Genomic DNA, 18,703 nt, shown 5'->3' with positions numbered 1-18,703 from the left:
TCATGGCTGAAGCCGAAAAGACTGTCCGTACGCTGACTGGCCGTGTTGTCAGCGACAAGATGGACAAAACCATCACCGTTTTGATCGAGCGTCGCGTTAAGCACCCGATCTACGGTAAATATGTTAAGCGTTCGACTAAGCTGCACGCGCACGACGAAACCAATCAGTGCCACATCGGCGACAAAGTCACTATTCGTGAAACTCGTCCGCTGGCCAAGACCAAGTCTTGGGCACTGGTTGATGTTCTCGAACGCGCTGTGGAAGTCTAAGGACTAGGGGTCGGAGAAATTATATGATTCAGACTCAATCCATGCTCGATGTGGCCGATAACAGCGGCGCTCGCCGTGTTATGTGCATCAAGGTGCTGGGTGGCTCCCATCGTCGTTACGCTGGTATCGGTGACATCATCAAAGTTACCGTGAAGGAAGCAATTCCTCGCGGTAAAGTGAAAAAAGGCCAAGTGATGACTGCTGTTGTAGTCCGCACTCGTCACGGCGTACGTCGTGCTGATGGCTCCATTATCCGCTTTGATGGCAACGCTGCTGTTCTTCTGAACAACAAGCAAGAGCCGATCGGCACCCGTATCTTTGGGCCAGTGACCCGTGAACTTCGTACTGAGAAGTTCATGAAGATCGTCTCGCTCGCCCCAGAAGTGCTGTAAGGAGATCCGACATGCAAAAGATTCGTCGTGACGACGAGATCATCGTGATCGCCGGCAAAGACAAAGGTAAGCGCGGTAAGGTGCTTAAGGTTCTCGCTAATAACCGTCTGGTTATCGGTGGTCTGAACCTGGTTAAGCGTCATACCAAGCCTAACCCGATGTCGGGCGTGCAGGGCGGTATCGTCGAGAAAGAAGCTCCGCTGGATGCTTCTAACGTCGCCATCTTCAACGGCGAAACCAACAAGGCTGACCGCGTTGGTTTCAAAGTAGAAGACGGTAAGAAAATTCGTGTCTTCAAGTCGACCCAAAAAGCGGTTGATGCTTGAACACTGCTAGGTAGATTAGACCATGGCACGACTACAAGAGATTTACCGGAAGGAAATCGCCCCTAAGCTTAAGGAAGAACTTAAGCTTGGGAACGTGATGGAAGTTCCGCGCGTTACCAAAATCACCCTGAACATGGGTCTGGGCGAAGCGATCGGCGACAAAAAAGTCATCGAGCACGCTGTTGCTGACCTGGAAAAGATCACCGGCCAGAAAGTCGTTGTGACCTACGCTCGGAAATCCATCGCTGGCTTTAAAGTCCGTGAAGGTTGGCCGATCGGCGTCAAAGTGACCCTGCGCCGTGAGCGTATGTACGAATTCCTGGATCGTCTGCTGTCGATCTCCCTGCCTCGGGTTCGCGACTTCCGCGGCCTGAATGCCAAGTCCTTCGATGGTCGTGGTAACTACAGCATGGGCGTGAAAGAGCAGATCATCTTCCCGGAAATCGACTACGATAAGATCGATGCTCTCCGCGGTCTGGACATCACCCTGACCACCACTGCCAAGAACGATGATGAAGGTCGCGCCCTGTTGCGTGCTTTCAAATTCCCGTTCCGCAACTGATTGGAGTAGGACCATGGCCAAGATGAGCATGAAAAACCGCGAGCTGAAGCGTCAGCTCACGGTTGCCAAGTACGCCAAGAAGCGTGCAGCACTGAAAGCAATCATCGTTGATCTGAACGCAAGTCCAGAAGCGCGTTGGGAAGCTACAGTAGCTCTGCAGAAGCAGCCACGTGACGCAAGCGCTTCGCGCATGCGTAACCGCTGCCGCCTGACCGGTCGTCCACACGGCGTTTACCGCAAGTTCGGCCTCGGCCGTAACAAACTGCGTGAAGCGGCAATGCGTGGTGACGTACCAGGTCTGGTTAAAGCCAGCTGGTAAGTACTTTCAACGTCCGGGTGGTCTGAATCGAAAGATACTGACCGCCGGTGACCTTGAATCTGGAACAAGCCCCTTTTGGGGCTTGTTTCATTTCCGGAGTGTGTCTAAAATACGCGGCTCGCCTGAGCCCGTGTTTTTTACCCGGAGATTCTCGGCGATATATGTAGCCGCAAGGCTAATTTTTTTGTATTAGGAGCGTCTAGCCCATGAGTATGCAGGACCCGTTAGCGGACATGCTAACTCGTATCCGTAATGCCCAGATGGCTGAAAAGTCCGTCGTAAGCATGCCATCTTCCAAGTTGAAGGTAGCTGTTGCCAAAGTCCTGAAAGACGAAGGCTACATTGCGGATTATCAGATCAGCAGCGATGTTAAAGCACTGCTGTCCATCGAGCTGAAGTACTTCGAAGGCCGTTCGGTCATCGAGGAAGTGAAGCGCGTTAGCCGTCCAGGCCTGCGTCAGTACAAGTCCGCTGAAGATCTGCCGAAAGTTCGTGGCGGTCTGGGCGTGTCTATCGTCTCCACCAACAAAGGTGTGATGACGGATCGTGCTGCGCGCGCTGCCGGTGTCGGCGGCGAAGTTCTTTGCACTGTGTTCTAAGGGGGGATAAGCATGTCTCGCGTCGCTAAGAACCCCGTTAAGCTGCCAGCCGGTGTCGAAGTAAAATTCGCAGGCCAACAGCTTTCGGTGAAGGGTGCCAAGGGTACTCTTGAACTGAACATCCATTCGTCCGTTGAGATCGTTGAAGAAGCTGGTGAGCTGCGTTTCGCTGCTCGCAATGGCGATCAACAAACTCGCGCAATGGCCGGTACCACGCGTGCGTTGGTAAACAACATGGTCCAAGGCGTAAGCCAAGGCTTCGAGCGCAAGCTCCAGCTGGTCGGTGTTGGTTACAAAGCGCAAGCAAAAGGCACGGTTTTGAACCTGGCCCTTGGCTTCTCGCACCCAGTGGATTACGAACTGCCGGAAGGCATCACCGCTGAGACTCCTAGCCAGACCGATATCCTGATCAAGGGCATCGACAAGCAACTGGTAGGTCAAGTGGCTGCTGAGATCCGCGACTTCCGTCCACCAGAGCCGTACAAAGGCAAAGGTGTGCGCTACGCGGACGAAGTCGTCCGTCGTAAAGAAGCCAAGAAGAAGTAGGGCATAGCAAATGACCGACAAAAAAGTTACTCGACTGCGTCGCGCTCGCAAAGCACGCCTGAAAATGCACGAACTCGAAGTCGTGCGTCTCTGCGTGTTCCGCTCGTCGCAGCACATCTACGCCCAGGTCATCTCGGCCGACGGCAACAAAGTCCTGGCAAGCGCCTCGACTTTGGATAAAGAACTGCGTGATGGTGCCACTGGCAACATCGACGCGGCCACTAAGGTTGGCCAGCTGGTCGCTACGCGTGCTAAGGCCGCTGGCGTCTCGCAAGTGGCTTTCGACCGCTCTGGCTTCAAGTACCATGGCCGCGTGAAAGCGCTTGCTGATGGCGCTCGTGAAGCTGGGCTGGAGTTCTAAGTTATGTCAAATAACGACCAAAAGCGCGACGAAGGCTACATTGAGAAGCTGGTTCAAGTTAACCGCGTAGCCAAAACCGTTAAAGGCGGCCGTATCTTCACCTTCACCGCGTTGACCGTGGTTGGTGATGGTAAAGGCCGTGTTGGCTTCGGCCGTGGCAAGTCGCGTGAAGTGCCTGCTGCGATCCAGAAGGCAATGGAAGCTGCTCGTCGCAACATGATCCAAGTTGACCTGAACGGCACCACTCTGCAGTACGCAATGAAGTCCGCCCATGGCGCTTCGAAGGTGTACATGCAGCCTGCTTCTGAAGGTACCGGTATCATCGCTGGCGGCGCTATGCGTGCTGTCCTCGAAGTTGCTGGCGTTCAGAACGTTCTGGCCAAGTGCTACGGCTCGACTAACCCGGTAAACGTGGTTCACGCCACTTTCAAAGGTTTGAAAGCTATGCAATCTCCTGAGTCCATCGCTGCTAAGCGTGGCCTGACTGTCAAGGAGATCTTCTGATCATGGCTACCGTTAAAGTAACGCTGATCAAAAGCATGACCGGCCGCATCCCTAACCACAAACTGTGCGTTAAGGGTCTGGGTCTGCGTCGCATCGGTCACACTGTAGAAGTACTTGATACTCCCGAGAATCGCGGGATGATCAACAAGGCTTACTACATGCTGCGTGTCGAGGGTTAATCGATGAAACTCAATGATCTGAGTCCAGCGCCGGGTTCCCGTCGCGAAAAGCATCGTCCGGGCCGTGGTATCGGTAGCGGTTTGGGTAAGACTGGTGGCCGTGGCCACAAAGGTCAAACCTCCCGCTCCGGTGGCACCATCGCTCCAGGCTTTGAAGGCGGTCAACAGCCGCTGCATCGTCGCCTGCCTAAGTTCGGTTTCGTATCCCTGAAAGCCATGGATCGCGCAGAAGTACGTCTGTCCGAGCTGGCTAAAGTGGAAGGCGACATCGTTACTGTGCAGACCCTGAAAGATGCCAACGTGATCAACGTCAACGTACAGCGTGTGAAAATCATGCTGTCCGGTGAAGTGACTCGCGCTGTCACTATCGGCAAGGGAATCGGCGCCACCAAAGGTGCGCGTTCGGCTATCGAAGCAGCTGGCGGCAAGTTCGAGGAATAAATGGCTAAGCAAGGTGCTCTCTCAGCGCTCGGCAAAGGCGGTATGTCTGAACTTTGGGCTCGTCTGCGTTTTCTGTTCCTGGCGATTATCGTCTACCGAATAGGCGCACACATCCCGGTTCCAGGTATCAACCCGGACCGACTCGCAGACCTGTTTCGACAGAATGAGGGGACCATTCTTAGCTTGTTCAACATGTTTTCCGGCGGCGCGCTGGAACGGATGAGCATCTTTGCACTGGGGATCATGCCGTACATTTCGGCATCGATCATCATGCAACTGATGACCGCCGTCAGCCCGCAGCTGGAGCAGTTGAAGAAGGAAGGTGAAGCTGGCCGTCGCAAGATTAGCCAGTACACCCGCTACGGCACTGTCGCTCTCGCCCTGGTTCAAGCTATCGGCATGTCCGTTGGCCTGGCGGGGCAGGGCGTTGCGTTCACTGGTGACTTTGGCTTCCATTTCGTCGCGGTATCCACTTTTGTGGCTGGTGCGATGTTCATGATGTGGCTGGGTGAGCAGATTACTGAGCGTGGTGTTGGTAACGGTATCTCGATGTTGATTTTCGCAGGTATCGTCGCCGGTCTTCCGAGAGCAATCGGGCAGTCTTTCGAGTCTGCGCGTCAGGGTGATATCAATATTTTCGCCCTGGTTGCCATCGGTTTGCTGGCAGTAGCGATTATCGGTTTTGTGGTGTTCATTGAGCGTGGCCAGCGTCGTATTGCTGTTCACTACGCCAAGCGTCAGCAGGGCCGTAAGGTTTTTGCTGCGCAGACCAGCCACTTGCCGCTGAAAGTGAATATGGCCGGTGTTATCCCGGCAATTTTCGCGAGCAGCATTTTGCTGTTTCCGGCTTCGTTGGGTACCTGGTTTGGTCAGTCTGAAAATATGGGCTGGCTGCAGGACCTCTCTCAGTCGATCGCTCCTGGTCAGCCGTTGAATATTCTGCTGTTTAGTGCAGGGATTATTTTCTTCTGCTTCTTCTATACGGCGTTGATGTTCAATCCGAAAGACGTAGCGGAAAACCTGAAGAAGTCCGGTGCCTTTATTCCGGGCATCCGTCCAGGTGAGCAGTCGGCACGCTACATTGATGGCGTTCTGACTCGTTTGACCCTGTTCGGTGCTCTATATATGACGGCCGTGTGCTTGCTGCCCCAGTTCCTGGTGGTTGCAGCAAACGTTCCGTTCTACCTTGGCGGGACCTCGTTGCTGATCGTCGTCGTGGTTGTGATGGACTTCATGTCCCAAGTACAATCGCACCTCGTTTCGCACCAGTACGAATCCCTGATGAAGAAAGCCAACCTGAAGGGCTACGGCAGCGGCATGTTGCGCTGAGTACCCATAAGGTTCGAGGAGTTGGTGATGAAAGTTCGTGCATCGGTGAAAAAGCTGTGCCGTAACTGCAAGATTATTCGCCGCGAAGGTGTTGTTCGAGTAATTTGCAGCGCGGAACCGCGTCACAAACAGCGCCAAGGCTGAGTGTGATCCGCTTGAAGCCCGGCAGCTAGTGCGCTGCCGGGTTGATTATTTGTTATTACAGCGATATTATCTCGCGCCCTATTTCTTGGCTTCCGGGGCGTAGGTAGCTGTCAATTGGAGTCCCACTGAATGGCCCGTATTGCAGGCGTTAACATTCCAGATAACAAGCACACTGTTATCTCGCTGACCTACATCTATGGTGTTGGTCGCACTACTGCGCAGAAAATTTGCGCAGTTGCTGGGGTAAACCCAGCCGCTAAGATCAAGGATCTGAGCGACGAGCAGATTGAACAGCTGCGTGGCGAAGTGGCGAAGTTCACCACTGAAGGTGATCTGCGTCGCGAAATCAACATGAAAATCAAGCGTTTGATGGACCTCGGTTGCTATCGCGGTCTGCGTCATCGTCGTGGTCTTCCAGTACGCGGTCAGCGTACCAAGACTAACGCGCGTACCCGTAAAGGTCCGCGTAAGCCGATCCGCAAGTAATCGCCCCAGCGAATCGACAGGAAAATTATCATGGCAAAACCTGCTGCTCGTCCTCGTAAAAAAGTTAAAAAGACAGTGGTTGATGGCATCGCCCACATCCATGCTTCTTTTAACAACACCATCGTGACCATCACCGACCGTCAAGGTAACGCGCTTTCTTGGGCTACCTCTGGTGGTTCGGGTTTCCGCGGTTCCCGCAAGTCCACCCCGTTTGCTGCTCAAGTAGCTGCTGAACGTGCTGGTCAAGCTGCGCTGGAATATGGCCTGAAAAACCTCGACGTTAACGTCAAAGGTCCAGGTCCAGGTCGTGAGTCTGCTGTCCGTGCTTTGAACGGCTGTGGCTATAAGATCGCCAGCATCACCGACGTGACGCCAATCCCGCACAACGGGTGCCGTCCGCCGAAGAAGCGCCGCGTGTAATCCAGGAGATTGTAAAGAATGGCTCGTTACATTGGTCCAAAATGCAAACTCGCTCGTCGCGAAGGCACCGATCTCTTCCTGAAGAGCGGCGTGCGCGCGATCGAATCGAAGTGCAACATTGAAGCAGCACCTGGTATCCACGGCCAACGCCGCGGTCGCCAGTCCGACTACGGCACCCAACTGCGTGAAAAGCAGAAGGTCCGTCGTATCTACGGCGTTCTCGAGCGTCAGTTCAGCGGCTACTACAAAGAAGCTGCTGGCAAGAAAGGTGCAACCGGTGAAAACCTGCTGCAACTGCTCGAATGCCGTCTGGACAACGTTGTATACCGTATGGGCTTTGGTTCTACTCGTGCCGAATCCCGTCAGCTGGTATCGCACAAATCCGTCAGCGTAAACGGCCAAACCGTTAACGTCCCGTCCTACCAGGTTCGTGCTGGTGACGTGGTCGCGATTCGCGAGAAAGCAAAAAACCAACTTCGCATTGTCCAAGCTCTCGATCTGTGTGCCCAACGTGGCCGCGTAGAATGGGTAGAAGTAGACACTGAGAAGAAGTCGGGCGTTTTCAAGAACGTTCCAGCTCGCAGTGATCTGTCCGCCGACATCAACGAAAGCCTGATTGTCGAGCTCTACTCCAAGTAAGGGCTAGAAAATAGGTGCATCCATGCAGATTTCGGTAAATGAGTTCCTGACACCCCGCCACATTGATGTGCAGGTTGTCAGTCCAACCCGCGCCAAGATCACTCTCGAGCCTCTCGAGCGTGGTTTTGGCCACACCCTGGGCAACGCGCTGCGCCGCATCCTGTTGTCCTCAATGCCCGGCTGTGCAGTAGTCGAGGCCGAGATTGACGGTGTGCTCCACGAGTACAGCGCCATCGAAGGTGTACAGGAAGACGTAATTGAAATCCTGTTGAACCTTAAAGGTCTGGCTATCAAGCTGCACGGCCGTGACGAAGTTACGCTGACCTTGTCGAAGAAGGGTTCGGGGGTGGTTACCGCTGCCGATATTCAGCTGGATCATGATGTCGAGATCGTTAACCCCGATCACGTAATCGCTAACCTGGCGTCTAACGGCGCCCTGAACATGAAGCTCACCGTAGCTCGTGGTCGTGGTTATGAACCGGCCGACTCGCGTCAGAGCGATGAAGACGAAAGCCGCAGCATTGGTCGCTTGCAGCTTGACTCTTCGTTCAGCCCGGTTCGCCGTATCGCATACGTGGTGGAAAACGCCCGTGTCGAGCAGCGTACTAACCTGGACAAGCTGGTTATTGATCTGGAAACCAACGGTACTCTGGATCCTGAAGAGGCTATCCGCCGCGCTGCAACCATCCTGCAACAGCAGTTGGCTGCGTTCGTCGACCTCAAAGGTGACAGCGAACCAGTGGTAATCGAGCAGGAAGACGAGATCGATCCGATCCTGCTTCGCCCGGTTGACGATCTGGAACTGACTGTACGTTCGGCTAACTGCCTTAAGGCGGAAAACATTTACTACATCGGCGACCTGATTCAGCGTACCGAAGTAGAACTGTTGAAGACTCCGAACCTGGGCAAGAAATCCTTGACTGAAATCAAGGACGTTCTGGCCTCCCGCGGTCTGTCCCTCGGCATGCGCCTCGACAACTGGCCGCCTGCAAGTCTTAAGAAGGACGACAAGGCGACTGCCTGATCGTCGTAATCACCGAACGTGAGTTTGGTAAGGAATGAACCATGCGTCATCGTAAAAGTGGTCGTCACCTGAGCCGTACCAGCTCGCACCGCAAGGCCATGTTCCAAAACATGGCGGTGTCGCTGTTCGAGCACGAGCTGATCAAAACTACACTGCCGAAAGCTAAAGAACTGCGTCGCGTTGCTGAGCCGCTGATCACTTTGGCCAAGACAGACAGCCTGGCTAACCGCCGTCTGGCTTTCGACCGTACCCGTTCGAAAGCTATCGTTGGTAAGCTCTTCAACGACCTGGGCAAGCGTTACGCTACCCGTGAGGGTGGCTACCTGCGCATCCTCAAGTGCGGTTTCCGCGCTGGCGACAACGCGCCTATGGCGTACGTCGAGTTGGTTGATCGTGCTACTGCCGGCGAAGCTGTAAGCGCCGAGTAAGACGTCAGTCTGTAACGAAGAACCGGGCCTAGTGCCCGGTTTTTTGTGCGCGTAAGAAATAGCGCGATGGGTACAAGCTTCCACAGGCAGTGCTCGGCACTATGGCGTTTAGAGGGTTGGTAGTTATTCTCTATCGATGCTTACAATTTAATGAATTTGTAGGCTTCATAGGGATGACCAATACTCTATCCAAGCCGATTAGCCGGCAGTTCCAAGTCCGACCTGAGGAAAATTGAGCATGAGCCAGAATAAAGTTCTTACCACCGCCAGCGGCGCTCCCGTCGCGGACAATCAGAATTCCCGTTCCGCCGGCCCGCGTGGTCCGTTGCTGCTCGACGACTTCCACCTGATCGAGAAGCTCGCTCACTTCAACCGTGAAAACATCCCTGAGCGACGCGTGCACGCCAAGGGTTCAGGCGCCTACGGTACTTTCACGGTAAGCAAAGATATTACCCAATACACCAGCGCCAAGCTGTTCGAGAGCGTAGGTAAGCAAACCCCGACCTTCCTGCGGTTTTCCACGGTAGGCGGTGAGCGTGGCTCGGCGGATACAGAGCGTGACCCTCGTGGCTTTGCTCTGAAGTTCTACACCGAAGAAGGCAACTGGGACATCGTGGGTAACAACACCCCTGTGTTCTTCATCCGTGACCCGCTGAAATTTCCTGACTTCATCCACACCCAGAAGCGTCTGCCCCAGAGCAATCTGAAAAGCGCGCAGATGATGTGGGATTTCTGGTCGCACTCTCCAGAAGCGCTGCATCAGGTCACCATCCTGTTTTCGGACCGTGGTATCCCGGACGGCTATCGTCACATGCACGGCTTCGGTAGCCACACCTACAGCCTGATCAACGCCAAGGGTGAGCGTCACTGGGTAAAGTGGCACTACAAAACCAAGCAGGGCATCAAGAATCTGGCTCCAGCTGAAGCCGCTCGCCTGGCCGGTACAGACCCCGATTACGCGCAGCGCGATCTGTTCGGTGCGATCGAGCGTGGTGATTTCCCGAAATGGCGCGTGTGCATCCAGATTATGACGGAGGCCCAGGCCAATGCTCACTACGAGAACCCTTTTGACGTGACCAAGACCTGGTCGCAGAAGGAATTCCCGCTGATCGAAGTGGGTGAACTGGAACTCAACCGTAATCCGCAGAACTACTTCGCTGAAGTCGAACAAGCTGCATTTGGACCGAGCAATATGGTTCCGGGTGTAGGCCTGTCGCCGGACCGCATGCTGCAGGGCCGTGTGTTCGCCTACGCAGATGCTCACCGCTACCGTGTCGGCACCAACCACCAGCAGCTGCCGGTGAACGCCCCACGTAGCCCGGTGAACAGCTACCAGCGCGACGGTTCGATGGCATTCGGCAGCAATGGCGGTGGTACACCTAACTACGAGCCGAACAGCTACGCCGATGCGCCTAAACAAGCGCCTCAGTACGCAGAGCCCGCGCTGGCCCTGAGCGGTGCCGCAGACCGTTACGATCACCGCGAAGACACGGATTACTACAGCCACGCGGGTGCCCTGTTTCGCTTGATGAGCGCCGAGCAGAAAGACTTGCTCGTCAACAACATCGCCGGCGCAATGGCTGGGGTTTCCAGTGATGTGGTTCAGCGTCAATTGGCGCACTTCCAAAAGGCCGACCCGGCTTATGGAGAAGCAATCGCAAAGGCGTTGGGTGTATCGCTTAACTGACTCTAAACGATAAGCAGAACCGCCCTCATTTGGGCGGTTTTTGCGTTATTTCAGCTACTTTTCTGCGAAAATCTTCACTTTTCTGCCGTTGATCCCGTGACCTCCGAGTCATCATGGTTCAAACTACAGACTTTCAAGCAGGGAGATGTAGGGCGATGCAAGGTCACCCCGACGTAATCGATTACCTCAACACGTTGCTGACGGGCGAACTGGCAGCTCGTGACCAATATTTCATCCATTCGCGTATGTACGAAGACTGGGGCTTTACTGAGCTCTACGAGCGTATCAACCACGAAATGGAAGAAGAGGCACAGCACGCCGACGCGCTGATGCGCCGTATCCTGATGCTCGAAGGCACGCCACGTATGCGTCCCGATGACCTGGATGTAGGTACCACAGTGCCTGACATGCTCGCTGCCGACCTGCGATTGGAATACAAAGTCCGTGCTGCACTCTGCAAAGGCATCGAACTCTGCGAACAGCACAACGACTATGTCACTCGTGAAATCCTCCGCGTGCAGCTGAACGATACCGAAGAAGATCACACCTACTGGCTGGAGAAGCAGTTGGGCCTGATCAAGCTCATTGGCCTGGAAAATTACCTGCAATCGCAGTTCTAATTCCCGGCTATAAAAAAGCCCCGGTCACCTTAGCGGTGACCGGGGCTTTTCATTGGGCCCGATAAAGTCAGGCCCGGTCGCGGGCCAACAATGGTTTCAAGTAGTAACCGGTGTGCGACTGAGGCATCTCGGAGACCTGCTCCGGCGTACCTACCGCGATGATCTGGCCACCTTTGGAGCCACCTTCCGGCCCAAGGTCCACCAGCCAGTCGGCGGTTTTGATCACATCCAGGTTGTGCTCGATCACGACCACCGTGTTTCCGTGGTCGCGCAAGCGGTGCAACACGTCCAGCAGTTGCTGGATGTCCGCAAAGTGCAGGCCGGTTGTCGGTTCATCGAGGATGTAGAGGGTCTTGCCGGTATCGCGCTTGGACAGCTCGCGCGACAGCTTGACCCGTTGCGCCTCACCACCGGACAGCGTGGTCGCCGATTGCCCCAGCTTGATATACGACAGGCCCACATCCATCAGTGTTTGCAGCTTGCGCGCCAACGCCGGGACTGCATCGAAGAACACCCGCGCTTCCTCGATGGTCATCTCCAGGGTTTCATGGATGCTCTTGCCCTTGTATTTGATCTCCAGGGTTTCGCGGTTGTAGCGCTTGCTCTTGCACACATCACACGGCACGTAGATGTCCGGAAGGAAGTGCATTTCCACCTTGATCAAGCCATCGCCCTGACAGGCTTCGCAGCGTCCACCCTTGACGTTGAACGAGAACCGGCCTGGCCCGTAGCCCCGCGAACGGGACTCCGGAACGCCCGCAAACAATTCGCGGATCGGCGTGAACAGCCCGGTATAGGTCGCTGGGTTTGAGCGTGGCGTGCGACCGATCGGGCTCTGGTCGATGTCGACTACTTTGTCCAGGTGTTCCAGGCCCTTGATGCTGTCGTGCGCCGCTGCTTCCAGGGTGGTTGCGCCATTCAAGGCGGTAGCGCTCAGCGGGAACAGGGTGTTGTTGATCAGCGTCGACTTGCCTGAGCCGGAAACACCTGTCACGCAGGTCAGCAGGCCAAGCGGGATTTCCAGGTCGACATTGCGCAAGTTGTTCCCGCGCGCGCCCTTGAGGTGCAACGCCAGCTTCTTGTTGCGCGGTGTCCGTTTGGCCGGCACTTCAATCTTGACGCGACCAGACAGGTACTTGCCGGTCAGTGAGTCCGGGTGCGCCATGACTTCGGCAGGCGTACCTTCGGCGACAATATGCCCACCATGCACACCGGCGCCCGGGCCAATATCGACGACGTAGTCCGCCAGGCGAATCGCATCTTCGTCGTGTTCAACCACGATCACGGTGTTGCCAATGTCCCGCAGGTGTTTCAGCGTACCGAGCAGGCGATCGTTGTCCCGTTGGTGCAAGCCAATGGACGGCTCATCAAGGATGTACAACACCCCTACAAGACCGGCACCAATCTGGCTGGCCAGGCGAATCCGCTGGGCTTCACCGCCCGACAAGGTATCCGCGCTGCGATCCAGCGACAGGTAGTCCAGGCCCACATTGACCAGGAACTGCAGTCGCTCGCGAATTTCCTTGAGGATCTTGTCGGCAATTTCCCCGCGACGGCCTGTCAGTTTAAGCACGCCAAAGTACTCGCAGGCATCACCGATAGGCAGGTTGGTTACCGCCGGCAACGTCTTCTCGCCTACCCACACATGCCGCGCCTCGCGACGTAAACGAGTGCCCCGGCAATCCGGGCACGGTTGGGTGCTTAGGAACTTCGCCAGTTCTTCGCGCACGCTAGCCGATTCGGTTTCGCGGTAGCGGCGCTCCAGGTTCGGCACGATGCCTTCGAACGGGTGGGAGCGTTTAACGACGTCGCCACGGTCGTTCAGGTACTTGAAGTCGACATTCTGCGTGCCGCTGCCGTGGAGGATGACCTTCTGCTGATCCGCCGGCAGTTGGTTGAACGGCACTTCGAGGCTGAATTTGTAGTGTGACGCCAACGACCCCAGCATCTGGAAGTAGTAGACGTTGCGCCTGTCCCAGCCGCGTATCGCGCCCTCCGCCAGGGTCAGCTCGCCGTTGACCAGGCGCTTGATGTCGAAGAACTGCTTCACACCGAGGCCATCGCAAGTCGGGCACGCGCCGGCCGGGTTGTTGAAGGAAAACAGCTTGGGTTCCAGCTCACTGATGGCGTGGCCACAGATCGGGCAGGCAAAGCGCGCGGAGAAGATGATTTCTTCACCCGGCTCGTCGTCCATCGGCGCCACCAGGGCAATGCCGTCTGCCAGCTTCAGTGCTGTCTCGAACGATTCCGCCAGACGCTGTTGCAGGTCGGCCCGCACCTTGAAGCGGTCCACCACGACATCGATGGAGTGCTTTTTCTGCTTGTCGAGTTTCGGCGCTTCATCCAGCTCATAGAGCTTGCCGTTGATCCGCGCGCGTACGAAACCTTGTGCGCGAAGCTCCTCGAAGACGGAAAGGTGTTCGCCCTTGCGTTCACGAATCACCGGCGCCAGCAGCATCAGCTTGGCGCCTTCCGGCTGTGCCAGTACCAGGTCAACCATCTGGCTGACGGTCTGGGCTTCCAGGGGAATGTCGTGGTCCGGGCAGCGCGGGATACCTACGCGCGCATAGAGAAGACGCAGGTAGTCGTAGATTTCGGTGATGGTGCCCACGGTGGAGCGCGGGTTATGGGAGGTCGACTTCTGTTCGATGGAGATCGCCGGCGACAGGCCTTCAATCGTGTCGACGTCGGGTTTTTCCATCATCGACAGGAACTGCCGGGCATAGGCCGACAACGATTCCACATAGCGCCGCTGGCCTTCGGCATACAGCGTGTCGAACGCCAGGGACGATTTGCCGGACCCGGACAAGCCGGTGATGACGATCAGTTTGTCCCGGGGCAGGGTCAGGTCGATGTTCTTCAGGTTGTGGGTTCTAGCCCCACGAATCAGGATCTTGTCCAAGATGGCCTCGCACGGCGGGCGTAAATAATGCAGGAGTATACGGCTAAAGACTGGATGAATATACACTGTCAAGTGGCCGCTTGCAGCCTTACATGAAAGCTGCGCGGCAAAGCGCCGCATATACCCTCTCAATCGATGGGACTGGTAGAATCGCCGCCGGTTCACACGAGGTTTTTCCATGCACGATCCCCACAGCGAACGCATGAGTAGCGGCGAGACCCGAGCGGCAAGCGGTCTGGCCCTGGTGTTCGCCTTCCGTATGCTTGGCATGTTTATGGTGTTGCCGGTACTCGCGACCTATGGAATGGATCTCGCAGGCGCGACCCCCGCCCTCATCGGCCTGGCGATTGGCGCCTACGGCCTGACCCAGGCAATTTTCCAGATTCCGTTCGGGATCATTTCCGACCGCGTTGGCCGTCGTCCGGTGATTTACCTGGGGCTGATCGTGTTCGCCCTCGGCAGTGTGCTCGCGGCGCAGTCCGATTCGATCTGGGGCGTGATCGCCGGTCGCGTCCTACAGGGCGCCGGTGCGATTTCTGCCGCCGTCATGGCGCTGCTGTCGGACCTGACCCGCGAACAGCATCGCACCAAGGCCATGGCCATGATCGGCATGACCATCGGCCTGTCGTTTGCCGTGGCCATGGTGGTCGGCCCCTTGCTGACGCGCGCGTTCGGCTTGCACGGGCTGTTCCTCGCCACGGGCGGCATGGCGTTGTTCGGCATCGTGATCGTCGCCTTCATGGTGCCGCGCTCCACTGGCACATTGCAGCACCGTGAGTCCGGGGTTGCGCGCAAGGCGTTGTTGCCGACACTCAAGCACCCCGACCTGCTGCGCCTGGATTTAGGTATCTTCGTATTACACGCGATGCTGATGTGCAGCTTTGTCGCCTTGCCCCTGGCCCTGGTGGAAAAAGCCGGCCTGCCCAAGGAGCAGCACTGGTGGGTCTACCTCACCGCGCTGTTGATTTCGTTCTTCGCCATGATCCCGTTCATCATCTATGGCGAGAAGAAACGCAAAATGAAACAAGTGCTGCTCGGCGCCGTCGCGACGCTGATGCTCACTGAGCTATTCTTCTGGCAGTTCGGCGATAGCCTGCGAGCGCTGGTCATCGGTACGGTGGTGTTCTTCACCGCGTTCAACCTGCTGGAGGCTTCGTTGCCTTCGCTGATCAGTAAAGTTTCACCGGCCGGTGGCAAGGGCACGGCGATGGGGGTGTACTCCACCAGCCAGTTCCTTGGTTCTGCATTGGGCGGCATCATGGGTGGCTGGATGTTCCAGCATGGCGGTTTGTCGGTTGTGTTCCTCGGATGCGCTGGGCTGGCTGCACTTTGGCTAGCCTTTGCTGTTACCATGCGCGAACCCCCATACGTCACAAGCCTGCGCCTGCCGTTGTCGCCCGAAGCCATTCGTGAAGCCGGCCTGGTAGAGCGCCTGAAGGCCGTTGTTGGGGTAACAGATGCGGTAGTGATCGCCGAAGAAGCCGCCATCTACATCAAATTGGACACCGAATTATTGGATCGCGCGACGCTCGAGCAACTGGTCAATCCAGTGCCGACAGCGCGCCCAGCCTAGGAGAACGTTATGGCCCGTGGGGTTAACAAAGTCATATTGGTCGGTACATGCGGCCAGGATCCCGAAGTTCGCTACTTGCCTAACGGTAACGCCGTGACCAACCTGAGTCTGGCGACCAGCGAACAGTGGACCGACAAGCAAACCGGCCAGAAGGTCGAGAAAACCGAATGGCACCGTGTGTCGATGTTCGGCAAGGTGGCAGAGATCGCCGGTGAATACCTGCGCAAAGGTTCGCAGGTCTACATCGAAGGCAAGCTGCAGACCCGCGAGTGGGAAAAAGACGGTATCAAGCGTTACACCACCGAAATCGTGGTCGACATGCAAGGCACCATGCAACTGCTGGGCGGCCGTCCACAGGGCGACCAACAGGGCCAGGGCGGCATGTCCAACTCGGCTCCGCGCCCACAGCAGTCGCGTCCGCAGCCAAGCCAGCAGCCACAGCGTGAGTCGCGTCCAGCGCCACAGCAGGCTGCTCCGCAACCGGCTCCGGATTTCGACAGCTTTGATGACGATATCCCGTTCTAGGATACCGCCCGGACCTGCCGTGCAGCGTCTTTCCCAAAAGCCCCCTGAGCCCTGCTCTCGGGGCTTTTTGTTTGCCTGCGAAAAACACCCTCAAGGATGAACACCGTGCCAAACACTCTTCTGGTCTTCCTGTTCAGTGCGATTTTTGTTGGCGTCTGCCCTACGCTGCAAGCGGCCCCAAACGCCTCGGCGTCCCTTGCGGGCGACAAAAAACTGGTCGTAGGAATCTGGGCCATGCAGGCGTTGAACGAAGGCAGAACCAATGTGGCCGAATTCAGGCCTGACGGCCAACTGTTGCTGCACGCGTTCAACTGTGTGGCATCCAGCCAGGAACCGACCGATGTGATGCGTTATTCCGTGGCCGATGACGGCAAGGTGATCAACATGATCTTGCCGACCAAAACCATCGAGCTGAAAGTGCTGACCTTCTCGCCGCAGTTCATGCAGTTCACCTCCCGTACCGGGGGGATGGAAATCAGGTACGACTTCGAGAAAGTCGACGACGTCGACTCAGTGTGTGAGCGATACCCGGAACTCAAGGCGGAGAAGGCGCGCAATACCCCCTATGCGAGCAGTGACTTTGTCGCCGCGCCGGCCATTCCCGAACACCCGGGCATGGAGCGATACCTTGGGACATGGGGGTCCAACAACGTCGCTGTGGTTGAAATCCTGCGAGACGCCGCCGACGGTTTTTACCTGAGTATGCCCAGCGACGGAACCTGGCATTACCTCTATAACGACGTGCATTGGGTCGGCGACGAACTGCACTTCCAGAGTTACACCTACTCGGATAATTCTGCGTCGTTTCCCTCACCCAAACACAAGCAGCGGATTCCGACCAGCCTGACGCCCATGTCCGACGGCATCTTGCGCCAAAACTTCACCCTGTTTGGCGATCCCTATCTGGGCATTTTGACGCGCATGAAATAGTCGGCGTGGTGTTTCGGCGGGTTTGTCGTCACGCCTCACAAGATTTAGGCTGTGGCCCACCTCAAGCGAAGGAGAGTCGCCATGACCTGGTCTGCCAAGCAGTACACGATGTTCGAACAACAGCGTACCCGCCCAGTCCGGGATTTGGTCGCGGCCATTCCTGACACCGAAGTCCACAGCGCCGTCGACCTGGGCTGCGGCCCCGGCAATTCCACTGAAGTATTGGCCGAGCGTTTCCCAGACGCCCACGTCACTGGCATGGACAGCTCCGTCGACATGCTGGCCGACGCGCGTAAACGCCTGCCGGCGCTGAATTTCGAACTGGCGGATATTGGCGACTGGAGCCCGGCGCAACCACTCGACGTGATCCTGGCCAACGCCTCGCTGCAATGGCTGCCGGACCACGCCACACTCTATCCGCACCTGGTCAGCCAACTGGCACCCGGCGGCACCCTGGCCGTGCAAACCCCGGACAACCTCGACGAACCCGCCCACCGGCTCGCCCGCGAAGTCGCAACGGATGGTCCCTGGGCCGCCAAGATCGGCGCGGTCAGACACAACGAGCGCCACACCGCGAGTTACTACTACGAGCTGCTGAGCCAACATTGCAGCACCGTCGATATATGGCGCACCACCTACCTGCACCCGTTGGCGAATCACGCGGCCGTGGTGGAGTGGTTCAAAGGCTCGGCATTACGCCCATTCCTTGCAGCGCTTACCGATAGCGAAAAGGCTGCGTTCCTACAGCAATACCAGGCACGGATTACCCAAGCTTACCCAGCCCTGGCCGATGGTACTGTCCTGCTGCCATTCCCGCGCCTGTTTATCATCGCTTCCCGCTGACACCGGCCGAGCAAGTGACGGTCATGCCGCCGTCGCTTGCGCCTTCAGGTATTCGTCCGCCGAAACCACGCCTGCGTAACCGAACGCCAACGATGCCATATACGCATCGTGCACTTGCGCGGCCGGAATCACTCGGCCATTGAACTCCAGGTCCCGCGTCGCGCAGGCATCGTGAATCAGCGTGACCTTGTAGCCCAGATCCGCCGCCGCCCTCACCACGGCATCGATGCACATATGGCTCATGCTGCCGACCACCACCAGTTCGGTGATGCTGCGTTGCTCCAGCAATGCACGCAGGTTGGTTTCGCGAAACGCGTTGACGAAGTGCTTCAGCACCACCGGCTCGTTGCCTTGGTTCAGCACCTTTGCATGCAAATGCGCGCCTTCGGAGCCCGGCGTGAAGAACGGCGCGTCCTCGGAGGTGAACTCATGGCGCACGTGAATCACCGCATCCCCGGCCTGCCGAAACGCTTGCAGCACCTGCGCCGCCTTGTCCGCAGCGGCGTCCACGCCGTCGAGCGGCCACTTGCCCTGCGGGAAGTAGTCGTTCTGTATATCGATTAGGATGAGTGCTCTCTTGGCCATGTGTATTGCCTCGTGATGGGTTGATAGGCCCAGTATCTTAGCTGGCGTGTGCACCCGGGATTGGCTGCAC

General features: G+C 56.9%; 26 protein-coding genes. 24 read left to right on the top strand and 2 right to left on the bottom strand.

Going from position 1 to position 18,703, the window contains the following annotated elements; genetic code table 11:
• The first annotated feature begins 2 nt into the window (after window positions 1–2).
• From rpsQ to bfr, 20 genes are all read left to right on the top strand, one after another.
• Window positions 3–269 carry a 30S ribosomal protein S17 gene (rpsQ, locus tag IB241_RS15005; RefSeq protein WP_003176419.1) on the top strand — a complete coding sequence of 89 codons (267 nt, stop codon included), beginning with the start codon at window positions 3–5 and terminating at the stop codon, window positions 267–269.
• A gap of 23 nt (window positions 270–292) precedes the next feature.
• Window positions 293–661, top strand: coding sequence for a 50S ribosomal protein L14 (gene rplN / locus IB241_RS15000; protein ID WP_002555479.1), 369 nt, complete (start codon window positions 293–295; stop codon window positions 659–661).
• A gap of 11 nt (window positions 662–672) precedes the next feature.
• Complete coding sequence (rplX, locus tag IB241_RS14995; protein WP_003176416.1) at window positions 673–987, top strand: 50S ribosomal protein L24; 315 nt, start codon at window positions 673–675, stop codon at window positions 985–987.
• Between the two features lie 22 nt (window positions 988–1,009).
• The gene (gene rplE, locus IB241_RS14990) at window positions 1,010–1,549 is read left to right on the top strand and encodes a 50S ribosomal protein L5 (protein ID WP_003194642.1); all 540 of its coding nucleotides are present in this window, start codon (window positions 1,010–1,012) and stop codon (window positions 1,547–1,549) included.
• 13 nt (window positions 1,550–1,562) lie between these two features.
• A complete protein-coding gene (gene rpsN / locus IB241_RS14985; RefSeq protein ID WP_003176414.1) occupies window positions 1,563–1,868 on the top strand; it encodes a 30S ribosomal protein S14 in 306 nt (101 codons plus the stop codon).
• Window positions 1,869–2,074: 206 nt separating this feature from the next.
• Window positions 2,075–2,467 carry a 30S ribosomal protein S8 gene (gene rpsH, locus IB241_RS14980; RefSeq protein WP_192299100.1) on the top strand — a complete coding sequence of 131 codons (393 nt, stop codon included), beginning with the start codon at window positions 2,075–2,077 and terminating at the stop codon, window positions 2,465–2,467.
• Window positions 2,468–2,479: 12 nt separating this feature from the next.
• On the top strand, window positions 2,480–3,013 hold the full coding sequence (rplF, locus tag IB241_RS14975; protein ID WP_003176412.1) for a 50S ribosomal protein L6: 534 nt from the start codon (window positions 2,480–2,482) through the stop codon (window positions 3,011–3,013).
• Window positions 3,014–3,023: 10 nt separating this feature from the next.
• Window positions 3,024–3,374, top strand: coding sequence for a 50S ribosomal protein L18 (gene rplR, locus IB241_RS14970; RefSeq protein ID WP_017736664.1), 351 nt, complete (start codon window positions 3,024–3,026; stop codon window positions 3,372–3,374).
• A 3-nt stretch (window positions 3,375–3,377) separates the two neighbouring features.
• On the top strand, window positions 3,378–3,878 hold the full coding sequence (gene rpsE / locus IB241_RS14965; RefSeq protein WP_003176409.1) for a 30S ribosomal protein S5: 501 nt from the start codon (window positions 3,378–3,380) through the stop codon (window positions 3,876–3,878).
• Window positions 3,879–3,880: 2 nt separating this feature from the next.
• Entirely contained in the window at window positions 3,881–4,057 is a 177-nt protein-coding gene (rpmD, locus tag IB241_RS14960) for a 50S ribosomal protein L30 (protein ID WP_003186033.1), read from the top strand.
• Between the two features lie 3 nt (window positions 4,058–4,060).
• Window positions 4,061–4,498 (top strand): 50S ribosomal protein L15, encoded by a 438-nt coding sequence (gene rplO, locus IB241_RS14955; protein WP_003176407.1) that lies wholly within the window; start codon window positions 4,061–4,063, stop codon window positions 4,496–4,498.
• Window positions 4,499–5,827 (top strand): preprotein translocase subunit SecY, encoded by a 1,329-nt coding sequence (gene secY / locus IB241_RS14950; protein WP_017736663.1) that lies wholly within the window; start codon window positions 4,499–4,501, stop codon window positions 5,825–5,827.
• A 27-nt stretch (window positions 5,828–5,854) separates the two neighbouring features.
• Window positions 5,855–5,971 (top strand): 50S ribosomal protein L36, encoded by a 117-nt coding sequence (rpmJ, locus tag IB241_RS14945; protein ID WP_002555468.1) that lies wholly within the window; start codon window positions 5,855–5,857, stop codon window positions 5,969–5,971.
• Between the two features lie 129 nt (window positions 5,972–6,100).
• Window positions 6,101–6,457 (top strand): 30S ribosomal protein S13, encoded by a 357-nt coding sequence (gene rpsM, locus IB241_RS14940; RefSeq protein WP_003194635.1) that lies wholly within the window; start codon window positions 6,101–6,103, stop codon window positions 6,455–6,457.
• Window positions 6,458–6,487: 30 nt separating this feature from the next.
• Complete coding sequence (rpsK, locus tag IB241_RS14935) at window positions 6,488–6,877, top strand: 30S ribosomal protein S11 (RefSeq protein ID WP_002555466.1); 390 nt, start codon at window positions 6,488–6,490, stop codon at window positions 6,875–6,877.
• Window positions 6,878–6,895: 18 nt separating this feature from the next.
• A complete protein-coding gene (gene rpsD / locus IB241_RS14930) occupies window positions 6,896–7,516 on the top strand; it encodes a 30S ribosomal protein S4 (RefSeq protein WP_003210056.1) in 621 nt (206 codons plus the stop codon).
• Between the two features lie 22 nt (window positions 7,517–7,538).
• Window positions 7,539–8,540: a DNA-directed RNA polymerase subunit alpha gene (locus IB241_RS14925; protein ID WP_003176403.1), complete on the top strand. Its 1,002-nt coding sequence runs from the start codon at window positions 7,539–7,541 to the stop codon at window positions 8,538–8,540.
• A 41-nt stretch (window positions 8,541–8,581) separates the two neighbouring features.
• Entirely contained in the window at window positions 8,582–8,968 is a 387-nt protein-coding gene (rplQ, locus tag IB241_RS14920; RefSeq protein WP_003176402.1) for a 50S ribosomal protein L17, read from the top strand.
• A 238-nt stretch (window positions 8,969–9,206) separates the two neighbouring features.
• A complete protein-coding gene (locus IB241_RS14915) occupies window positions 9,207–10,655 on the top strand; it encodes a catalase (protein ID WP_192299099.1) in 1,449 nt (482 codons plus the stop codon).
• Between the two features lie 155 nt (window positions 10,656–10,810).
• Window positions 10,811–11,275 carry a bacterioferritin gene (gene bfr, locus IB241_RS14910; protein WP_003176400.1) on the top strand — a complete coding sequence of 155 codons (465 nt, stop codon included), beginning with the start codon at window positions 10,811–10,813 and terminating at the stop codon, window positions 11,273–11,275.
• 67 nt (window positions 11,276–11,342) lie between these two features.
• On the opposite strand, the gene uvrA is transcribed toward bfr, so the two are convergent.
• The gene (uvrA, locus tag IB241_RS14905) at window positions 11,343–14,177 is read right to left on the bottom strand and encodes an excinuclease ABC subunit UvrA (RefSeq protein ID WP_192299098.1); all 2,835 of its coding nucleotides are present in this window, start codon (window positions 14,175–14,177) and stop codon (window positions 11,343–11,345) included.
• Window positions 14,178–14,355: 178 nt separating this feature from the next.
• On the opposite strand from uvrA, the gene IB241_RS14900 reads away from it, so the two are divergent.
• From IB241_RS14900 to tam, 4 genes are all read left to right on the top strand, one after another.
• Window positions 14,356–15,750 (top strand): MFS transporter, encoded by a 1,395-nt coding sequence (locus IB241_RS14900; protein WP_192299097.1) that lies wholly within the window; start codon window positions 14,356–14,358, stop codon window positions 15,748–15,750.
• Between the two features lie 9 nt (window positions 15,751–15,759).
• Entirely contained in the window at window positions 15,760–16,275 is a 516-nt protein-coding gene (locus IB241_RS14895) for a single-stranded DNA-binding protein (RefSeq protein ID WP_003232445.1), read from the top strand.
• Between the two features lie 105 nt (window positions 16,276–16,380).
• Complete coding sequence (locus tag IB241_RS14890; protein WP_192299096.1) at window positions 16,381–17,205, top strand: hypothetical protein; 825 nt, start codon at window positions 16,381–16,383, stop codon at window positions 17,203–17,205.
• Between the two features lie 81 nt (window positions 17,206–17,286).
• On the top strand, window positions 17,287–18,048 hold the full coding sequence (gene tam, locus IB241_RS14885) for a trans-aconitate 2-methyltransferase (RefSeq protein WP_192299095.1): 762 nt from the start codon (window positions 17,287–17,289) through the stop codon (window positions 18,046–18,048).
• Window positions 18,049–18,069: 21 nt separating this feature from the next.
• Here tam and IB241_RS14880 read toward each other — a convergent pair whose 3' ends face one another.
• Complete coding sequence (locus tag IB241_RS14880) at window positions 18,070–18,633, bottom strand: cysteine hydrolase family protein (protein ID WP_192299094.1); 564 nt, start codon at window positions 18,631–18,633, stop codon at window positions 18,070–18,072.
• Window positions 18,634–18,703 lie beyond the last annotated feature (70 nt).

The sequence above is a fragment of the Pseudomonas sp. PDM05 genome (genome assembly GCF_014851685.1).
GTDB lineage: Bacteria > Pseudomonadota > Gammaproteobacteria > Pseudomonadales > Pseudomonadaceae > Aquipseudomonas.
The sequence above is the reverse complement of the archived record's forward strand: the minus strand, read 5'-3'. Positions and strand labels throughout refer to the sequence as shown.

Excerpts from the sequence above, each read along its gene's own strand:
- rpsE (WP_003176409.1), top strand. The coding sequence starts at position 3,378 with ATGTCAAATAACGACCAAAAGCGCGACGAAGGCTACATTGAGAAGCTG.
- bfr (WP_003176400.1), top strand. The coding sequence starts at position 10,811 with ATGCAAGGTCACCCCGACGTAATCGATTACCTCAACACGTTGCTGACG.
- IB241_RS14895 (WP_003232445.1), top strand. The coding sequence starts at position 15,760 with ATGGCCCGTGGGGTTAACAAAGTCATATTGGTCGGTACATGCGGCCAG.
- rpmJ (WP_002555468.1), top strand. The coding sequence starts at position 5,855 with ATGAAAGTTCGTGCATCGGTGAAAAAGCTGTGCCGTAACTGCAAGATT.
- rpsD (WP_003210056.1), top strand. The coding sequence starts at position 6,896 with ATGGCTCGTTACATTGGTCCAAAATGCAAACTCGCTCGTCGCGAAGGC.
- rpsM (WP_003194635.1), top strand. The coding sequence starts at position 6,101 with ATGGCCCGTATTGCAGGCGTTAACATTCCAGATAACAAGCACACTGTT.
- rplR (WP_017736664.1), top strand. The coding sequence starts at position 3,024 with ATGACCGACAAAAAAGTTACTCGACTGCGTCGCGCTCGCAAAGCACGC.
- rplX (WP_003176416.1), top strand. The coding sequence starts at position 673 with ATGCAAAAGATTCGTCGTGACGACGAGATCATCGTGATCGCCGGCAAA.
- IB241_RS14915 (WP_192299099.1), top strand. The coding sequence starts at position 9,207 with ATGAGCCAGAATAAAGTTCTTACCACCGCCAGCGGCGCTCCCGTCGCG.
- secY (WP_017736663.1), top strand. The coding sequence starts at position 4,499 with ATGGCTAAGCAAGGTGCTCTCTCAGCGCTCGGCAAAGGCGGTATGTCT.
- rplQ (WP_003176402.1), top strand. The coding sequence starts at position 8,582 with ATGCGTCATCGTAAAAGTGGTCGTCACCTGAGCCGTACCAGCTCGCAC.
- rpsK (WP_002555466.1), top strand. The coding sequence starts at position 6,488 with ATGGCAAAACCTGCTGCTCGTCCTCGTAAAAAAGTTAAAAAGACAGTG.
- rplF (WP_003176412.1), top strand. The coding sequence starts at position 2,480 with ATGTCTCGCGTCGCTAAGAACCCCGTTAAGCTGCCAGCCGGTGTCGAA.
- rpsQ (WP_003176419.1), top strand. The coding sequence starts at position 3 with ATGGCTGAAGCCGAAAAGACTGTCCGTACGCTGACTGGCCGTGTTGTC.
- IB241_RS14925 (WP_003176403.1), top strand. The coding sequence starts at position 7,539 with ATGCAGATTTCGGTAAATGAGTTCCTGACACCCCGCCACATTGATGTG.
- IB241_RS14880 (WP_192299094.1), bottom strand. The coding sequence starts at position 18,633 with ATGGCCAAGAGAGCACTCATCCTAATCGATATACAGAACGACTACTTC.
- rplO (WP_003176407.1), top strand. The coding sequence starts at position 4,061 with ATGAAACTCAATGATCTGAGTCCAGCGCCGGGTTCCCGTCGCGAAAAG.
- tam (WP_192299095.1), top strand. The coding sequence starts at position 17,287 with ATGACCTGGTCTGCCAAGCAGTACACGATGTTCGAACAACAGCGTACC.
- rpmD (WP_003186033.1), top strand. The coding sequence starts at position 3,881 with ATGGCTACCGTTAAAGTAACGCTGATCAAAAGCATGACCGGCCGCATC.
- rpsN (WP_003176414.1), top strand. The coding sequence starts at position 1,563 with ATGGCCAAGATGAGCATGAAAAACCGCGAGCTGAAGCGTCAGCTCACG.
- rplE (WP_003194642.1), top strand. The coding sequence starts at position 1,010 with ATGGCACGACTACAAGAGATTTACCGGAAGGAAATCGCCCCTAAGCTT.
- rpsH (WP_192299100.1), top strand. The coding sequence starts at position 2,075 with ATGAGTATGCAGGACCCGTTAGCGGACATGCTAACTCGTATCCGTAAT.
- IB241_RS14900 (WP_192299097.1), top strand. The coding sequence starts at position 14,356 with ATGCACGATCCCCACAGCGAACGCATGAGTAGCGGCGAGACCCGAGCG.
- rplN (WP_002555479.1), top strand. The coding sequence starts at position 293 with ATGATTCAGACTCAATCCATGCTCGATGTGGCCGATAACAGCGGCGCT.